This window comes from Spirillospora albida (assembly GCF_000718255.1).
GTDB classification, from domain to species: Bacteria; Actinomycetota; Actinomycetes; order Streptosporangiales; family Streptosporangiaceae; genus Spirillospora; species Spirillospora albida.
Map to the genome: position 1 here is coordinate 45,575 of NZ_JOFJ01000019.1, position 15,969 is coordinate 61,543.

Annotated in this window: 12 protein-coding genes; 8 read left to right on the forward strand and 4 right to left on the reverse strand. The window is 73.3% G+C overall.

The genetic code is table 11. The features are described 5' to 3' along the window. Window positions 1-118: 118 nt before the first annotated feature. The gene (locus IE99_RS0123065; RefSeq protein ID WP_030174666.1) at window positions 119-1,915 is read left to right on the forward strand and encodes an HSP90 family protein; all 1,797 of its coding nucleotides are present in this window, start codon (window positions 119-121) and stop codon (window positions 1,913-1,915) included. Continuing rightward, window positions 1,912-4,572, forward strand: a complete 2,661-nt coding sequence (locus tag IE99_RS0123070) for a hypothetical protein (RefSeq protein WP_051713072.1) — start codon at window positions 1,912-1,914, stop codon at window positions 4,570-4,572. Before IE99_RS0123065 ends, IE99_RS0123070 begins: the two co-directional genes overlap by 4 nt. Before the next feature lie 40 nt (window positions 4,573-4,612). Here the strand turns inward: IE99_RS0123070 and galK are convergent, their stop codons facing one another. Next, window positions 4,613-5,773 (reverse strand): galactokinase, encoded by a 1,161-nt coding sequence (gene galK, locus IE99_RS0123075; protein ID WP_030174670.1) that lies wholly within the window; start codon window positions 5,771-5,773, stop codon window positions 4,613-4,615. Then, on the reverse strand, window positions 5,770-6,723 hold the full coding sequence (galE, locus tag IE99_RS0123080; RefSeq protein ID WP_030174671.1) for a UDP-glucose 4-epimerase GalE: 954 nt from the start codon (window positions 6,721-6,723) through the stop codon (window positions 5,770-5,772). The genes galK and galE overlap by 4 nt, the downstream gene beginning before the upstream one ends. A 161-nt stretch (window positions 6,724-6,884) precedes the next feature. Between galE and trpS the strand changes: the two genes are divergently transcribed. From trpS to IE99_RS0123095, 3 genes are all read left to right on the forward strand, one after another. Further along, entirely contained in the window at window positions 6,885-7,952 is a 1,068-nt protein-coding gene (trpS, locus tag IE99_RS0123085; RefSeq protein ID WP_030174674.1) for a tryptophan--tRNA ligase, read from the forward strand. Then, entirely contained in the window at window positions 7,942-8,508 is a 567-nt protein-coding gene (locus IE99_RS0123090) for a 2'-5' RNA ligase family protein (protein WP_030174677.1), read from the forward strand. The genes trpS and IE99_RS0123090 overlap by 11 nt, the downstream gene beginning before the upstream one ends. Window positions 8,509-8,591: 83 nt before the next feature. Beyond that, on the forward strand, window positions 8,592-9,611 hold the full coding sequence (locus IE99_RS0123095; RefSeq protein WP_030174680.1) for a YihY/virulence factor BrkB family protein: 1,020 nt from the start codon (window positions 8,592-8,594) through the stop codon (window positions 9,609-9,611). On the opposite strand, the gene IE99_RS0123100 is transcribed toward IE99_RS0123095, so the two are convergent. Both IE99_RS0123100 and IE99_RS0123105 read right to left on the reverse strand, forming a co-directional pair. Next, the gene (locus IE99_RS0123100; RefSeq protein WP_051713077.1) at window positions 9,581-10,030 is read right to left on the reverse strand and encodes a nuclear transport factor 2 family protein; all 450 of its coding nucleotides are present in this window, start codon (window positions 10,028-10,030) and stop codon (window positions 9,581-9,583) included. The genes IE99_RS0123095 and IE99_RS0123100 overlap by 31 nt on opposite strands. A gap of 120 nt (window positions 10,031-10,150) precedes the next feature. Then, window positions 10,151-11,404 carry a D-alanyl-D-alanine carboxypeptidase family protein gene (locus IE99_RS0123105; protein WP_245623316.1) on the reverse strand — a complete coding sequence of 418 codons (1,254 nt, stop codon included), beginning with the start codon at window positions 11,402-11,404 and terminating at the stop codon, window positions 10,151-10,153. 451 nt (window positions 11,405-11,855) lie between these two features. Here IE99_RS0123105 and IE99_RS0123110 point away from each other — a divergent pair, with 451 nt between their 5' ends. From IE99_RS0123110 to IE99_RS0123120, 3 genes are all read left to right on the forward strand, one after another. Then, window positions 11,856-13,022, forward strand: coding sequence for a glutamate--cysteine ligase (locus IE99_RS0123110; RefSeq protein ID WP_030174688.1), 1,167 nt, complete (start codon window positions 11,856-11,858; stop codon window positions 13,020-13,022). A 202-nt stretch (window positions 13,023-13,224) separates the two neighbouring features. After that, a complete protein-coding gene (locus IE99_RS0123115) occupies window positions 13,225-14,670 on the forward strand; it encodes an amidohydrolase (RefSeq protein ID WP_425423852.1) in 1,446 nt (481 codons plus the stop codon). 199 nt (window positions 14,671-14,869) lie between these two features. Then, complete coding sequence (locus IE99_RS0123120; RefSeq protein WP_030174699.1) at window positions 14,870-15,925, forward strand: BMP family lipoprotein; 1,056 nt, start codon at window positions 14,870-14,872, stop codon at window positions 15,923-15,925. Window positions 15,926-15,969 lie beyond the last annotated feature (44 nt).

Here is a 15,969-nt window from a genome sequence, read left to right on the forward strand (position 1 = left end):
CGCAGCGAGCCCCGGCGCCCCGACGGGCCGGGGCTCGTTCGCGTGAAAAACCGGGATGGTGCGTCCGTACCGGTCGCTAGGGTGTGAATGCCAAAGAACGTGATCAGGAAGGCGTCGGGTGGCGGAGCAGGCGTTCAAAGTGGATCTGCGCGGCGTGGTGGATCTGCTGAGCCATCACCTCTATACGAGCCCGCGCGTGTACCTGCGGGAGCTGCTGCAGAACGCGGTGGACGCGATCACCGCGCGCGGTGGCGGCGGTGGCCGGGTGACGATCGAGACCGGCGGCGGGACGCTGCGGGTCCACGATGACGGGGTCGGGCTGACGGCGGACGAGGTGCACGCCCTCCTGGCGACGATCGGCCGGTCGTCGAAGCGGGACGAGCTCGGGTTCGCACGGCACGACTTCCTGGGCCAGTTCGGCATCGGGCTGCTGTCGGCGTTCCTGGTCGCGGACGAGATCGAAGTCGTGACACGGTCCGCGAAGGGCGGCGACGCCGTCCGGTGGACGGGCCGTTCGGGCGGCAGCTACCGGGTGGAGCCGGCGGAGCGGGACGAACCGGGCACGACGGTGACGCTGCGGGCGCGGCCCGGCGCGGCGGAGCTGCTGAGCCCGTCCGTGGTGGCGGATCTGGCGCGCACCTACGGCGGTCTGCTGCCGGTCGAGCTGACCGTGGACGGCGTTCCGATCACGGGCGACGGGCCGCCCTGGCGGGCGGCGTACTCCGACCCGGCGACGCGGCGGCGCTCTCTCGAGCGCTACTGCGAGGACCTGTACGGCTTCACGCCGTTCGACGTGGTCGATCTGGACGTGCCCGAAGCGGGCCTGACGGGCGTCGCGTTCGTCCTGCCGCATCCGGTGTCGCCGACCGCGCGGGCCTCGCACCGCGTGTACCTGAAGCGGATGCTGCTGGCGGAGGGCGTCGAGGGGCTGCTGCCCGAGTGGGCGTTCTTCGCGCGCTGCGTCGTGGACGCGGGGGAGCTGCGTCCGACCGCGAGCCGCGAGGCCCTGTTCGAGGACGAGCTGCTCGACGCGACGCGGCAGGGCCTCGGCGAGGTGCTGCGGCAGTGGCTCGTGACCCTCGCCGAGACGGACCCGGCGGCGATGCGGGGCTTCCTGCGGCTGCACCAGCTCGGCGTGAAGGCGATGGCGCTGCACGACGACGACATGCTGCGCATCGTGGACCGCCGGCTGGAGTTCGAGACGTCCGCGGGGGCGATGACGCTGTCGGAGTTCCGGCGGCGGCACCCCGAGGGCCGGTTCACGACATCGGTGGACGAGTTCCGGCGGCTGTCGGCGGTCGCGGGCGCGCAGGGCTTGGGCCTGGTCAACGGCGGCTACGTCCACGACACGGAGATCATCGAGCGGCTGCCCGCGATCGATCCCGACATCCGCCTCACGCCGCTGGACGCGGCGGAGCTGACGACGACGTTCGGCGTCCTCGACCCGGCGACGGAGCTGGCGCTGCGGCCGTTCCTCGCGGCGGCGCGGGCGGCGGTGGAGCGGCTCGGCTGCGAGGTGGTCGTCCGCGACTTCGACCCGGCGTCGCTGCCCGCGCTGTACCTGACCAGCCGGGACGCGCAGTTCCAGGAGGAGCTGTCGCGGGCCCGCGAGCAGGCCGGCGAGCTGTGGGCGGACGTGCTCGGCGCGGTCGGCGCGACCGCCGCCCCGGACCGGCCGCAGCTCGTCCTGAACCATCGCAACCCGCTGACCCGACGCATCACGGCGCTCGGCGCGGGCGGCCCGGTGGAGTCGGCCGTCCAGGCGCTGTACGGGCAGGCGCTGCTGCTCGGGCACCATCCGCTGCGGCCGGTCGACACGGCCGTGCTGAACCGTTCGTTCATCGGTCTGCTGGAGTGGGCCGTCCACGCCCCGGAGGGCGGCGATGAGAGCACTGAGGCCGGAGGCCGGCGATGAGCATTGAGGACGTCTTCGACCTGATGTCGCGGTCGGAGGAGCTGCCCTACGGCGAGGCGCGGACCGTCCTGGTGGAGGACGCGCTGCGCCGGGCGGAGGCGGCCGGCGAGGAGGAGCTGGCGTTCCGGATCCGGGTCCGCCTGACGGACGCCTACCAGTACGGCGGCGAGCCCGCGAAGGCGCTCGCGACGTTCGGCCGGACGCTCGCCGACCATGACCGCGACCCCGCCCGGTTCGACGAGACCCACATGCTGCTGTGGCAGATGAAGGCGGCGGTCAACTCCCTCACCCGCTTCCCGGAGATCCCCCTCGACCGGGCCTACGCCGTCCTGGACGACATGGAGCGGCGGTACCGCGCCGGTGGGCACAGCCTCCAGGCGGTGTACCACTACCGGAACGTGGTGGCGCGGCACGTCGGGGACGGGTCGGCCGACGAGTGGTTCCTGAAGTGGCGGGCGGCGCCGCGCGACGAGCTGTCGGACTGCGCGGGCTGCGACCCGACCGGCATGGTGTGGCATCTCGTCGGCACCGGACGCCACGAGGACGCGTTCGAGATCGCGGCGCCGGTGCTGAACGCGGAGCTGGGCTGCAACGAGCAGCCGCAGTCCGTCCAGACGGCGATGATGCACGTGTACCTGCGGACGGGCCGCGCCGAGCAGGCCGTGGACGCGCACCGCCGCGCGTACCGGGTGCACCGTACCCGCCTCGCCGACCTGGGCGACATCGCCGAGCACGTGTGGTTCTGTGCGGTGACGGGCAACGCGGCGCGCGGCCTGGAGATCGTGGAGCGGCATCTCGGCTGGCTGGACCGGGCGCCGAGCCCCCGGGACGCCATGTCGTTCGCGTCGGCGGCGGCGCTGCTGCTGCGCCGGGTGGCGGCGGCCGGGCACGCCGGGACGATCCGCCGCGGCACCTCGGGCGAAGTGGCCCTCGACGTGCTGCGGGCGGAGCTGACGGAGACGGCGACGGCCATCGCGGCCCGGTTCGACGCGCGGAACGGCACGTCCCACCAGGGCGACAAGGTGCGTGCGCTGCTGGATGCCGAACCGCTCACCGAGTTCCTGCCGCTGGCGGCGCACCACCGCCGTCCGGCCGCGCCCGCCCCGGCGCCCGAGCCCCCGGCGGCACCGGACCTCCCCGGTGACGTCGACGCGCTCCTCGACCTCGCGGACCGGCGCCGCGCCGACGACGACATGGCGCGCGTGTTCGCGGCCTGGCACCGCGTGGACGCCCTCTCCGAGACGGTCGACCTCACCCCGCTGCAGCGCGCCCGCCGCATCGACGGCATCGGTGTCGAAAGCGCCGTGAACGGCGACGCCGAGAGCGCCGCGCTGCGCTTCGCGGAGGCCGCGCGCATGTTCGGCGAGCTCGGCGAGGACGTGCGGCGGCACCGGGTGCTGAGCCGTCTCGGCGCGATCCGGATCTCGCTCGGCGATCCCGAAGGGCTGGCCGACCTGACGGCCGCCGCGGACTTCCTCACGGCGCGTCCGCCGGGGGACGGCGCCGCCACGGCCGCGCTCATGCGGCTGGCCGCCGTCCATCTGGAGGGCGGCCGTCCCGCAGAGGCCCTCGCGGCGCTCGACCGCGTCGATCCGGACGACGACCCGTCCGGCGGGGGCGAGGCGCACGCGATGCGCGGGCACGCCCTGCTGGTGACCGGGGACGTGCCGGGCGCGATCGCGGAGCTGCGCCGTGCCCTTCCCCTGGCTCGCGCGGGCGGCTCGCCGGAGAACCTGGCGCGGACGGCGCTGATGCTCTCCGACGCGCTCGGCGCCGAGGTGGAGGAGCCCACCGACGAGATCGTCGCGCTGCTGAACGAGGCGGTGGCAGCGCTGCCTGCGTCGTCGGGGATGAGGCTCGGGGCGCACAGCCGGCGCGGTTCCGTCCTGCTGGCGGCGAACCGCCCTGCCGACGCCGTCGCCGACCTGGTCGAGGCCGTCGCGGGGTGGACGGCGGCGGGCGAGCACGCGAACGCCGCGTTCGCCCGGGTGGACCTGGCCGCCGGCTACCTGTCGGGCGGCCGCGCGCTGGAGGCCGCCGAGGTCGCGGAGGAGGCGCTGCCCGCCCTCGCGGACCTGGGCGCGGCCGACGCGGAGCGCCGCTGCCGCCTGATCCTCGGCCACGCGCAGAAGGAGCTCGGCGAGGAGGACGCCGCCGGCACGTTCACGGCCCTGGCCGAGGACGCCGCGCGGGACGGCGAGCCCGCCGCGGTCGCGCACTTCCTGGAAGAGGCCGGCGGCATCCTGACGGACCTCGACAAGGACGCCCTGGCGGCCGAGCGCTTCGGCGCGGCGGCGGACGCGCACGAGAAGGCCGGGAATCCGTACGGCGTCGTCGACGCCCGCCGCCGCGCCGCGATGTGCCACCTGTGGAGCGGCGACCCCGAGGCCGCGGCCGCCTCGATGACCGCCGCCCGCGAGTCGATCGACGCCATCCCGGCCGAAGCCGAGGACGCGCGCACCTGGTACGCGTCCCTGGTCGCCTACGACGAGGCGCGCCTGCTGGCCCAGACGGGCGACCCGCACGAAGCCCTGAAGCACGCGACCAGGGCCGGGGAGGGCTTCCGCGCCGTGAACCAGGAGGGCCCCGCCGCCGACGCGGAGGCCCTCCGCACCCAGATCGCCGAAGACCTGGAGGGACGCGGCGAGAACGGGTAGACGGCCGGAACGAAGGACGGCCCTCTGCGAGGCCGGCCGGTCAGGCGACGCGGTGGGCGCCGGCCGACGGAGCGGCCTCGATGAAGGCCGGGGGCGTCCAGCCGCGCAGGTCATAGGCGTTCCGGACGGCCTCGCGGACGGTGCCGGCACGGTCGGCGGCGGTCAGGACGAGGACCGAGCCGCCGAAGCCCGCGCCCACCATCCGGCCGCCTCGGGCACCCGCGCGCAGGGCCGCGTCCAGGGCCGCGTCCGCCTCGGGCCAGGAGACCTCGAACTGGTCGCGCAGCGACATGTGGGACGCGCTCAGCAGGGCGCCCAGCTCCGCCGCCGCGCCCGCCCGCAGGAGGCCGACGGCGGCCTCCACGCGGTGGTTCTCCGTGACGACGTGCTGGACGCGGCGGCGCAGCACCGGGTCGCGGAGGGCGCGCAGCGCGGCGGGGAGGTCCTTCACGTCGCGGAGCGCCTCGACGCCGAGGAGGGACGCGGCCTCGGCGCACTCGTGGCGGCGGGCGGCGTACCCTCCGCCGGTCAGGGCGTGCGAGACGCGGGTGTCGATGGCGAGGACCGTCAGACCCGCGTCGGCGGGGGAGAAGGGCACCTGGGCGGACAGGCCGCTGCGGCAGTCCAGCATGAGCGCGTGGCCGGCCGTGCACAGCAGAGAAGCCGCCTGGTCCATCGGGCCGCAGGGGACGCCGGCGTGCTCGTGCTCGGCGCGGCGGGCGAGGCGGGCCAGCTCGGCGCGGTCGAGGCCGATCCCGTACAGGTCGGCGAGCGCGAGGGCGGTGGCGCACTCCAGCGCGGCGGACGAGGAGAGGCCCGCGCCCCGCGGCAGGTCGGAGTCGATGACGAGGGACGCGCCGCCCGTCCCGGACCCGTACAGGACGCGCGCCACGCCGATCGGGTACGCGGCCCACGCGTCGGCGGCGGGCCACCCCTCGGCGGTGATCGGGCCGCCCGAGGCGGGCGCGGTCACCGCCTTCCCGCCCATCTGGAGGGAGCGGACCTCGATGACGCCGTCGTCGCGGCGCGCCGCGGCGACCGACACGCCGAGCGGCAGCGCGAACGGCAGGACGAGCCCGTCGTTGTGGTCGGTGTGCTCGCCGATCAAGTTCAGCCGTCCGGGGGCGCGCCAGACGCCCTCCGGCGCCGTTCCGTACGCGGCGGTGAAGGCGTCGGCCGCCGCGGAGGGGGCGTCCCTCATCGGGAGCGCAGGAAGGTCCAGGCGTCGGAGACCATGGCGCGCATGTCCCGCTCGGGCTTCCAGCCGAGCTCCGTCCGGATCCGGTCGGACGAGGCGACCAGCACGGCGGGGTCGCCGGGGCGGCGGGGGCCGGTCTCGACGGGGATGTCGCGTCCGGTGACCTCGCGGCAGACCTCGAGGACCTCGAGGACGGAGTAGCCGCTGCCGCTGCCCAGGTTGTAGATCGTGTGGGTGCCGGGGGCGCAGGCGTCCAGCGCCAAAAGGTGCGCGTTGCCGAGGTCGGTGACGTGCACGTAGTCGCGGACGCAGGTGCCGTCCGGCGTCGGGTAGTCGGTGCCGAAGATCCGCAGCGGCCGCCCGCCGCCGTCCGCGGCCTTCAGCACGTTCGGGATCAGGTGGGTCTCCACGGTGTGCCGCTCGCCCTGCCGCCCCTGCGCGCCCGCGACGTTGAAGTAGCGCAGTGAGACGCCGCCGATGCCGTGCAGCCGCGCGTACTCGGCGAGGGCGGTGTCGATCGCCAGCTTGGACGCGCCGTAGGGGTTCGTCGGGCGGGTCGGGTCCGTCTCCAGGATCGGCGTCGACTCCGGCTCGCCGTAGGTCGCGGCGGTCGAGGAGAACACGATGCGGGGGACGTCCGCGACGCGCATGGCGTCCAGCAGGGCGAGGGACTCGCCGAGGTTCTTGTCCCAGTACAGGCCGGGCTTCTCGACCGACTCGCCGACGAGGGACTTGGCGGCGAAGTGCAGCACGGCGTCGAATCCGGCGCCGCCGAGCACCTCGGCCGCGGTGTCGCGGAGCGTGCCGCGGACGAGCCGGGCCCCGTCCGGGACGGCGTCGGCGTGCCCGGTGGACAGGTCGTCCAGCACGACCACCTCGTGGCCCGCCTCCAGGAGCTGGGCGGAGACGACGCTGCCGATGTAGCCGGCGCCGCCGGTGACGAGCAGCTTCACGAAGAGACCTCCAAATGCGCGACCGGGATGCGGCAAGGCTATCCGCATCGGCGCGGTGGGAAGGCGGGACCCGGTCGACAGGTCCGCCGCGAGAGGCGTCCGGAGGGCGGGACCCTGCACCGGTCGCCCCGTCCGTCGGAGAAGCCTGAGAGAATCGAACCGTGCAGACGCCCGAAGCCTCCAGCCCCAGCAGCGCCGCGCCGACCCCGCGGGTGCTGTCCGGAATCCAGCCCACCGCCGACTCGTTCCACCTCGGGAACTACCTGGGCGCGCTGCGGCAGTGGGTCGCGCTCCAGGAGACGCACGAGTCGTTCTACTGCGTCGTCGACCTGCACGCGATCACCGTGGAGCACGACCCCGCGCTGCTGCGGCGCCGGACGAAGGTCGCCGCGGCGCAGCTGCTCGCGATGGGCGTCGACCCCGAGCGGTCGGCCCTGTTCGTGCAGAGCCACGTGCCCGAGCACACCGAGCTGGCCTGGGTCCTGGGCTGCCTGACCGGGTTCGGCGAGGCCGGCCGCATGACGCAGTTCAAGGACAAGTCGGCCAAGCAGGGGACGTCCGGTACGTCCGTCGGGCTGTTCACGTACCCGATCCTGCAGGCCGCCGACATCCTGCTCTACACGCCGGAGCCGGGCGAGGGAGAACGGGTCTTCCACGTGCCCGTCGGCGAGGACCAGCGGCAGCACCTGGAGCTCACCCGCACGCTCGCGCAGCGGTTCAACCACCGGTTCGGCGAGACGTTCACGCCGCCGGAGGCGTTCATCCCGGAGGGCGCCGCGAAGATCACCGACCTCCAGGAGCCGACCGCGAAGATGAGCAAGTCGGCGTCGTCGCCGCAGGGCATCCTGGACGTCCTCGAGGAGCCCGGCCCGATGCGCAAGAAGATCATGCGGGCCGTCACCGACACCGGCACCGAGGTCCGCTACGACGAGGAGGAGAAGGCGGGCGTCACGAACCTGCTGCGGATCTTCTCCGCGCTGGAGGGCACCTCCATAGCCGACCTCGAGGGCCGCTACGAGGGCTCCGGCTACGGCCAGTTCAAGAAGGACCTCGCGCAGGTCGTCCTGGACACCTTCGGCCCGATCCGGGAGCGCACCCTCGAACTGCTGGACGACGAGAAGCACCTCGACTCGATCCTCGCCCGCGGCGCCGAGCGGGCCTCCGCGGTCGCCACCCGGACGATGGACACCGTGCGCGAGCGGGTGGGATTCGTGGGACGTGGCCACTGACCCGACCCGCACGATCGGCGTGGCCATCCCGATTCCCGCCCCGTTCGGCGCGGACCTCCAGGGCCGGCGCGCCGCGTACGGCGACCCGCTCGCGAACGCGATCCCGACGCACATCACGCTGGTCCCGCCGACGGAGGTCGCCGGGGCGGACCTGGACGTGATCGAGGGGCATCTGCGGGAGATCGCGCGGGCCGAGCGCAGGTTCCGCATCCGCTTGCGGGGCACCGGAACGTTCCGTCCGGTGTCACCGGTCGTGTACGTGGCACTGGCCGAAGGAATCGAGGGCTGCTCCCGCGTCCAGACGAAGGTTTCGTCAGGTCCGCTCGCTCATCTGCCGCCGTTCCCGTACCACCCGCACGTGACGGTCGCCCACCACCTGCCGGACGACGTCATGGACCGCGCCTTCAAGGACCTGTCCGCCTACAGCGCCGACTTCGACGTCTGGGGCTTCTCCCTGTACGAGCACGGCGCGGACGGCGTCTGGCGCCCCCAGCGCGACTTCGTCTTCGGTGTCGGCGCCGCCGGCCCCCACCGGGGAGAGAACCGCCCGGCCTGAGAACCGGCGTCCCGCGCGGCACCCGTCGGCGATGGCGCACCGCACTCGGCTTCGTCCGGGCCCCAGGGGGTACGTGCGGGGGCATGCGGCGGGTGATCGAGCGGGCGGTCGGGTGGGCGCAGAGCCGGGGCGAGGCGCTCGGGGAGGCCGTCCGCGAACGGTGGCGCGGTGCTCGCGAGCGGCGGCCGTGGCTGGACCACCTCGGCCGGGCGTTCGAGCGGTACCAGGAGCGGCGCGGCGACCGGCTCGCGGCGGCGCTCTCCTGCTACGGATTCCTGTCGTTCTTCCCTCTGCTGGCGCTCGCGTACTCGCTGCTCGGCTACGTCGTCGGGATCAGCGAGCAGGCGCGGGACTACTTCGTCCGGGCGGTCAACTCGCTGCTGCCCGGCCTGTCCGACCAGCTGCAGGTGGAGCAGATCGCCCAGTCCAAGACGGCGGTCGGGCTGTTCGGCGCGGCCGCGCTGCTGATCACCGGGCTCGGCTGGGTGCAGGTGCTGCGGGAGTCGCTGCGGGACATCTGGGCGAACGAGCCGGGCGGCGGCGGAAACTTCGTCAGCAAGCGGCTCTGGGACGCGGCGGTCCTCGCGTTCCTCGGCGTGATCCTCATCTCCGGGATGGCGGTGTCGTCGGTGGCGACGGCCTCGACGCACATGCTCCTGGACTGGGTGGGCCTGGAGGACGTGCCGGGCGCGGGCACCGGGTTCCGGCTGCTGTCCCTCGGCTGCGGCGTCGGGCTCAACACGGTGATCTTCCTGGTGCTGTTCACCCGGCTGTCGGGGACGCAGGCGTCCTGGCGCAGCATCGGCCGGGGCGCGCTGGTCGGCGCGCTCGGCTTCGAGGCGCTCAAGCAGATCGCCTCGGTGCTGGTCGGGCACACCACCGGCAACCCGGTCTACGCGTCGTTCGCCGTGCTGGTGGGGCTGATGGTGTGGATCAACATCGCGTCCCGGTACGTGCTGTTCACGGCGGCCTGGACGGCGACGCGGCGGGTCGTCCTCAGCGCCGACGAGGACAGCCCCGAGCGGGCCGACGAGCGGTGCGACCCGCCGGTCGTGGCGGCCCCGAGGCCGCGTCAGGACCAGAACGCGTCGTCGGCGTACTGATCCTCCGGGACCGTGCGGATCTCGGCGATCCGGCCGTCCCGGATGCGGAACAGCTCGACGGAGCGGCCGTGCAGGACCCGGCCGGGGCGCTCGGCGTAGGTGTGGACGAGGGCCGTGCCGTACTCGTCGTTGGCCATCAGGGCGTACGGCTCGGCGCGGAACGTCCCGCCCGACAGCTCGAACAGCCGGACGTAGTAGCCGAGGACCTCCTCGGCGGTGCGGTACTCGCCGCTCAGCCTCCCCCGCCCGGTGACCCGGTGGACGACGTCGTCGGCGAGCAGGGACCGGATGATCTCCATGTCCCCCTTGGCGAAGGCCGTGTAGCCGTCCTCGAGCAGCAGGACGTTCGGATGCTCGGTGCACTGCCCGAGGTGCCCGGTGCGCTGCCTCGGGTTCTCCATGGTCTGCAGGGTGTGCATGGCGATGCCTCCATGCTGCACCGGTTCGCCGTCCGGCGGGCGGTGGCGAGGTAACCGGCGCTCACCACGAGCGTATGCCGGGTGGCGGGCGCTGGGCCAGGCACCCCGCCGAGACCCCGGTCACGGCCCGGTGTCCTCCCGCGGAACGGGCGGGACGGGTGGTGCGGAGGGGGCGGCCGGTGCGGAGTACCGGCGGCGCCTGCGCAGCACCAGGGTCAGCACGGTGACGGCGAGCACCGCGCCGACGGCGCCGCCGCCGACGAGCAGCCACCGGCGGGTGGAGTCGTCGGTGGCGAGCGGCGCGTCCGGCAGCAGGCCGGGCGAGCCGGTGTCCTTCTTCGCGGCCTCCGGATCGCCCGGCGGGACGAGCACACCGACCGGCCTGGCCTTGCCGCGCGCGGCGAACCCCCAGTCCAGCAGCGCGGCGGCGTAGCGGGACGGGGGGCGGTCCGCCTTCATCAGCGCGATGATGATCGTGTGGCCGCCGCGCTGCGCCTCGGCCACGAACGTCTGGCCGGCCGCGATCGTGTAGCCGTTCTTGCCGCCGAGCATGCCCTGGTAGGCGAACGGCTGGCCCGGCAGCATCCGGTTGTGCGTGTAGATCGGGTATCCGCCGATCTTCTTGCCCTTCTTGCGCTGCTTCTTGGTGGGCGGCGCCGGGAAGGGGTGCGACAGCTTCTGCACGTAGCCGCGGAACTCGGCGTTCTTCATCGCCTCGCGCAGGATGAGGGCCAGGTCGTACGACGAGGTGTGCTGCGTCCGGACGTTCAGCCCGAGGTCCACGTCGAGGCCGTTCGGCGAGCCGGCGAGCGTGTCGAGCGCGTTGATGCGGCGGGCCTCGGCGTTCATGTCGGCGAGGGTCTTCCTCATGCCGCCGTTGGCCTCGGCGAGCGCGACGGCCGCGTCGTTGGCCGACATCATCATCAGCGCGTGGAACAGGTCGGAGACCCGGTACTCCATCTTCGGGGTCATCCCCACCTTGGTGCCCTCGACGTCGCAGGCGTGCTGCGTGGGCCGGACGCGCCGGTCCGGGTCCAGCTTCGCGACGAGGGTGAGGGCGGTGAGCGCCTTCAGCGTGCTCGCCGGCAGGTACCGGCCGTGCGGGTCCTTGGCGGCCAGCACCTCGCCGGTGCCGCCGTCCGCGATCAGATAGGACGCGGCCTTGATCTTCGGAAGCGCTGGCAGGCCCGTGGTCGTCGTGTCGACGACGATGCCGCGCTCGCCGAGCCGCGTCCCGCCGACCGGCTCGCCCGGGGCCGCCGCGGCGGCGGGCGCGGCGGCGGGGACGGCGGGACCGGCAAGCAGCGGAAGGCACAGCAGCGGCGCGCCGGCGGCCGCCGCGAGACGGCGGGCGGCGGCGTGCTTTCCTCGCACTGGACGCAAGCTCTGACGCTCCTCGATCCATCGGGTTCCGTGCGCCGGGATCCCCGAGAGCAAACGACGTATCCGGAGAGAAGGTACCCGGAACCCAACAGCATGATCCCGAGGACATGCGGGGCGCATAGGGCGTATGGTGCTAACGGAGCGTATGAGACGGACGATACGGGTGACCGTCCGTCGGCGCGCACGCCGTGGAACGGCTGACTAGTTCCATCGGATGGTCCCGCATGACCGCGATACGGGTCGGGCGGCGGTCCATCACGGCCCGGAAGAGTCAATTGATCCACGAGGGGCATGGAGTCCGGGCGGGGGCGCGGGGCACGGCGCCATCATGAGAGCGAAACACGAGCCGGACCCGGGATTGGTCCACGCTTAGCGACCCGCTGGCGGAATTCGCGCCACGTGCCACGCAGCGACCTGCAAGGATTGTGGACGGAGGTTGGCGGTGGCCATTGACTTCAACGCATCGAACGGCGCGACGCTCGGCGTCGAATGGGAGATCCAGCTCGTCGATGCGGAGACTCGGCACCTGCGCCAGGACGCGCGCGAGGTGCTCGCCGCCCTGCCGTCCCTCAGCGAGGGCAACGACAACCCGCGGCTGCGGCACGAGCTGATGGAGTCGACGGTCGAGGTCGTGACCGGCATCTGCCACACGGTCGGCGAGGCCAAGCGGGACCTCGGCGGCAGCCTCGCCGCGCTGCGGGCCGCCGCCGCCGAGCGCGGTCTCCGGCTCGCCTGCACCGGCACCCACCCGATCAGCGACTGGCGGGACGCGGTGATGGCGCCGTCCAGCCGGTACGCCGAGCTGGTCGAGGAGATGCAGTGGCTGGCCCGCCGCATCCAGACCTTCGGCGTCCACGTCCATGTCGGGGTGTCCGACGTGGCGAAGGCGATCCCCATCGTGAACGCGCTGTCCTCCTACCTGCCGCACTTCCTCGCGCTGACCGCGTCCAGCCCGTACTGGAGCGGCGCCGACACCGGCCTGGCGTCCAGCCGGGCCGTCGTCTTCGGCCAGCTGCCGACGGCCGGTCCTCCCCACTTGCTGGACGACTGGGCGGCGTTCGAGGATTACATGGACACGCTGATGCGCGCCGGAACCATCCGGAGCATCAAGGAGGTCTGGTGGGACATCCGCCCGCATCCTGATTTCGGCACCATCGAGATCAGGATGTTCGACGGCATTCCCACCATGCGGGAGGTGGGCATGGCCGCCGCCCTCTGCCAAAGCCTCGTCACGCTGTTCGAGCAGCAGCTCGACCGGGGCTATACCCTGCCTCGACCGGCCGCCTGGGTGGTGCGCGACAACAAGTGGCGCGCGACCCGGTACGGCCTCGACGCGGTCGTCATCACCGACGACGGCGGGCACACCGTCCCGCTGCGCGATGATCTGTACGAGCTCGTCCGCGAACTGGAGCCGGTGGCCGACCGGCTCGGCTGCGCGGAGGAGCTGAAGGTGGCTGGAGAGGTTCTGGAGCACGGCGCCCCCTACGAGCGGCAGCGCGCGATCCGCGCCGCCGGCGGGACGCTGGAGGACGTCGTCGACGCGGCGGTCACCGAGCTCGCCGAGGACAGGTTCGTCACGCTGGGGGAGGTGGCGCATGCCGGACGCTGACGGGCCCGCCGGCCGGGCGGGCGGCGACGTGCCGCCGCCCCGCGCCGGATCCGTCCGTGAACCCGCCACCGAATCCGCCGCGGAACCCGCCGCCGAGTCGGCCGCGGGACCCGCCGCACCGCCGGGCACCGAGCCCGGCCCGGAGAACGACTCGACCAGGGAACGGGGCATTTCCTGTTCCGCCATCGCGCAGGGGGCGCACATGACCCATCCGGGACCCGGGGTGATGCCCGGTCTGGAACCATCCACCGCCGGGGGCGGCCCGGCCATCTCGGCCGCACCGTCCCCGGAGGCCGCCGGCGTGCCCGGCCTGGACGCCGCCGATGTGCCGTCCCTGGACGGCGCCGGCGTGCCGGCGCCGGGACGGCCCGGAGGGGCGTCCGGACCGGCCGGTCCCGTCGCCGAGCCCGTGGGCGCGGCGCTGCAGCCGCAGCTGGACGCGTTCCTCGCCGCGGCCGAGGACGAGCTGATCGCGTTCCGCCGCGACCTGCACATGCATCCCGAGCTGGGCTACAACGAGTACCGGACGACGAAGCTGCTCGCCGAGCGGCTGATGGCGGCGGGCCTGGAGCCGCGGGTCCTGCCGCGCGGCACCGGCCTGTTCTGCGACATCGGCCCGGCCGACGGCACGACGATCGCGCTCCGCGCCGACATCGACGCGCTGCCGCTGCACGACGAGAAGGAGGGCGTGCCGTACCGGTCGACGGTGCCGGGCGTCGCGCACGCGTGCGGGCACGACGTCCACACCGTGATGGTGCTGGGCGCGGGCCTGTTCCTCGCGCAGCAGGCGGCGGCGGGGCTGCTGCCCGGCCGGGTCCGGCTGCTGTTCCAGCCCGCCGAGGAGACGCCGGGCGGGGCCCTGGACGTGATGGCGGCGGGCGGCATCGCGGGCGTCGACCGGGCGTTCGCGCTGCACTGCGACCCGCGGATCGAGGTGGGGCAGCTGGGGCTGCGCACCGGCCCGATCACCGCGGCCTGCGACAAGGTGTTCGTGAAGGTGACCGGCCCCGGCGGGCACACCGCCCGGCCGCATCTGACCGCCGACCTCGTCTACGCGCTCGCCAAGATCGTGACGGAGCTGCCGGCGGCGCTGTCCCGGCGGGTCGACCCGCGCTCCAGCCTGTCGCTGGTGTGGGGGCGGGTGTCGGCGGGGTCGGTGGCGAACGCGATCCCCGACGACGGGATCGCCGAGGGCACCGTCCGCTGCCTGGACGACGAGGCGTGGCACCGGGCGCCGGACATGATGAAGTCGCTGCTGCAGTCGGTCGCCTCCGCCTACGACGTGGAGGCGTCCCTCGACTACGTCCGGGGCGTCCCGCCGACCGTGAACGAGGCGGCCAGCGTGCAGATGTTCCGGGACGCCGCCGTCCAGGTGATCGGGGAGGACGGCGTCGTGCCGACCCCGCAGAGCCTCGGCGGCGAGGACTTCGGCTGGTACCTGGAGTCGGTCCCGGGGGCGCTGGCGCGGCTCGGGGTCCGCACGCCGGGCTCGCCCGGCGAGTACGACCTGCACCGGGGCGACTTCGACGTGGACGAGCGGTGCATCGCCGTCGGCGTCCGCGTCCTGACGGGGACCGCGCTGACCGCCCTGTGGGAGGCGGGACGCCCGGGGGACGAGGATCGGATCGAGAGCGAAACGCTCGGCTGACGGCGCGCCGGTGAGCGCTCTCCCCATGATCGCGGCACCATGGCTCTGACCTGTGGCGACTTGCCTACGCATTGGTAACGGACCTATTGCGAAATAGTGCAATCCGGATCTTTTACCTTTGCGGCGGGATAGCGTCTGCTGGATTTCGGTGGTCGGTCCGGCCACCGTGCCGTGGGTGGGGAACGGAAGGAGCGCAGCAGTGCGCCGTGGACTCAAGATTTCGCTCGTCACCGTGGCGGGGGCGGCGCTGACGCTCAGCGCCTCCGCGTGCGGTGGCAAGAAGGCCGACGACGGTGACGCCGGCGGCGACAAGAAGACCGTCAAGGTAGGTCTCGCGTACGACATCGGCGGACGCGGCGACCAGTCGTTCAACGACTCCGCCGCCGCCGGTCTCGACCGTGCCAAGAAGGACCTGAACGTCACGCTGGAGGAGATCTCCGCCAAGCCGGACGAGCCCGACTCGGACAAGGAGTCGCGCCTGCGGCTGCTCGCCAACAAGGGCTACAACCCGGTCATCGGTGTCGGCTTCGCCTACACCAACTCGATCGTCAAGGTCGCCAAGGACTTCCCGAACACCAAGTTCCTGGTCGTCGACGCCGACCAGTGCAAGGTCGAGGGCGCGAACGTGCTCGGCGCCTGCTTCTCCGAGGAGCAGGGCTCCTTCCTCGTCGGCGCCGCCGCGGCGCTGAAGTCGAAGACCGGCACGATCGGCTTCATCGGCGGCGTGAACGTCCCGCTGATCCACAAGTTCCAGGCCGGCTACGAGGCGGGCGCCAAGGCCGCCAAGCCCGGCATCAAGATCCTGCCGGCGAAGTACCTGACCCAGCCGCCGAACTTCGACGGGTTCAAGAACCCGGCGCTCGGCAACGAGGCCGCCAAGGGCCAGCTGGACGCGGGCGCCGACGTGATCTACCACGCGGCGGGCGGCGCGGGCATCGGCGTCATCAAGACCGCCGGCGCGGCGAAGGCGTGGGCCATCGGCGTCGACTCCGACCAGTACAACCAGCCCGCGGTCGCCGAGGTCAAGGACTACATCCTGACCTCCATGCTGAAGCGCGTCGACGTGGCCGTGTACGACTTCGTCGACGCCGTCGCCAAGGGCACGTTCCAGGGCGGCACGAAGAAGTACGACCTCAGCAACGACGGTGTGGGCTACTCGACGTCCGGCGGCAAGGTCGACGACATCAAGACCAAGCTGGACGCGCTGAAGGCCGACATCGCCGGCGGCAAGATCACGGTTCCGACGAAGCCCTGACCCGGTTCGTCCGACCGGCGTGACGCGCGCGCCGCGCCCGGAAG

Excerpts from the sequence above, each read along its gene's own strand:
- IE99_RS0123070 (WP_051713072.1), top strand. The coding sequence starts at position 1,912 with ATGAGCATTGAGGACGTCTTCGACCTGATGTCGCGGTCGGAGGAGCTG.
- galK (WP_030174670.1), bottom strand. The coding sequence starts at position 5,773 with ATGAGGGACGCCCCCTCCGCGGCGGCCGACGCCTTCACCGCCGCGTAC.
- IE99_RS0123095 (WP_030174680.1), top strand. The coding sequence starts at position 8,592 with ATGCGGCGGGTGATCGAGCGGGCGGTCGGGTGGGCGCAGAGCCGGGGC.
- IE99_RS0123100 (WP_051713077.1), bottom strand. The coding sequence starts at position 10,030 with ATGCACACCCTGCAGACCATGGAGAACCCGAGGCAGCGCACCGGGCAC.
- IE99_RS0123115 (WP_425423852.1), top strand. The coding sequence starts at position 13,225 with ATGACCCATCCGGGACCCGGGGTGATGCCCGGTCTGGAACCATCCACC.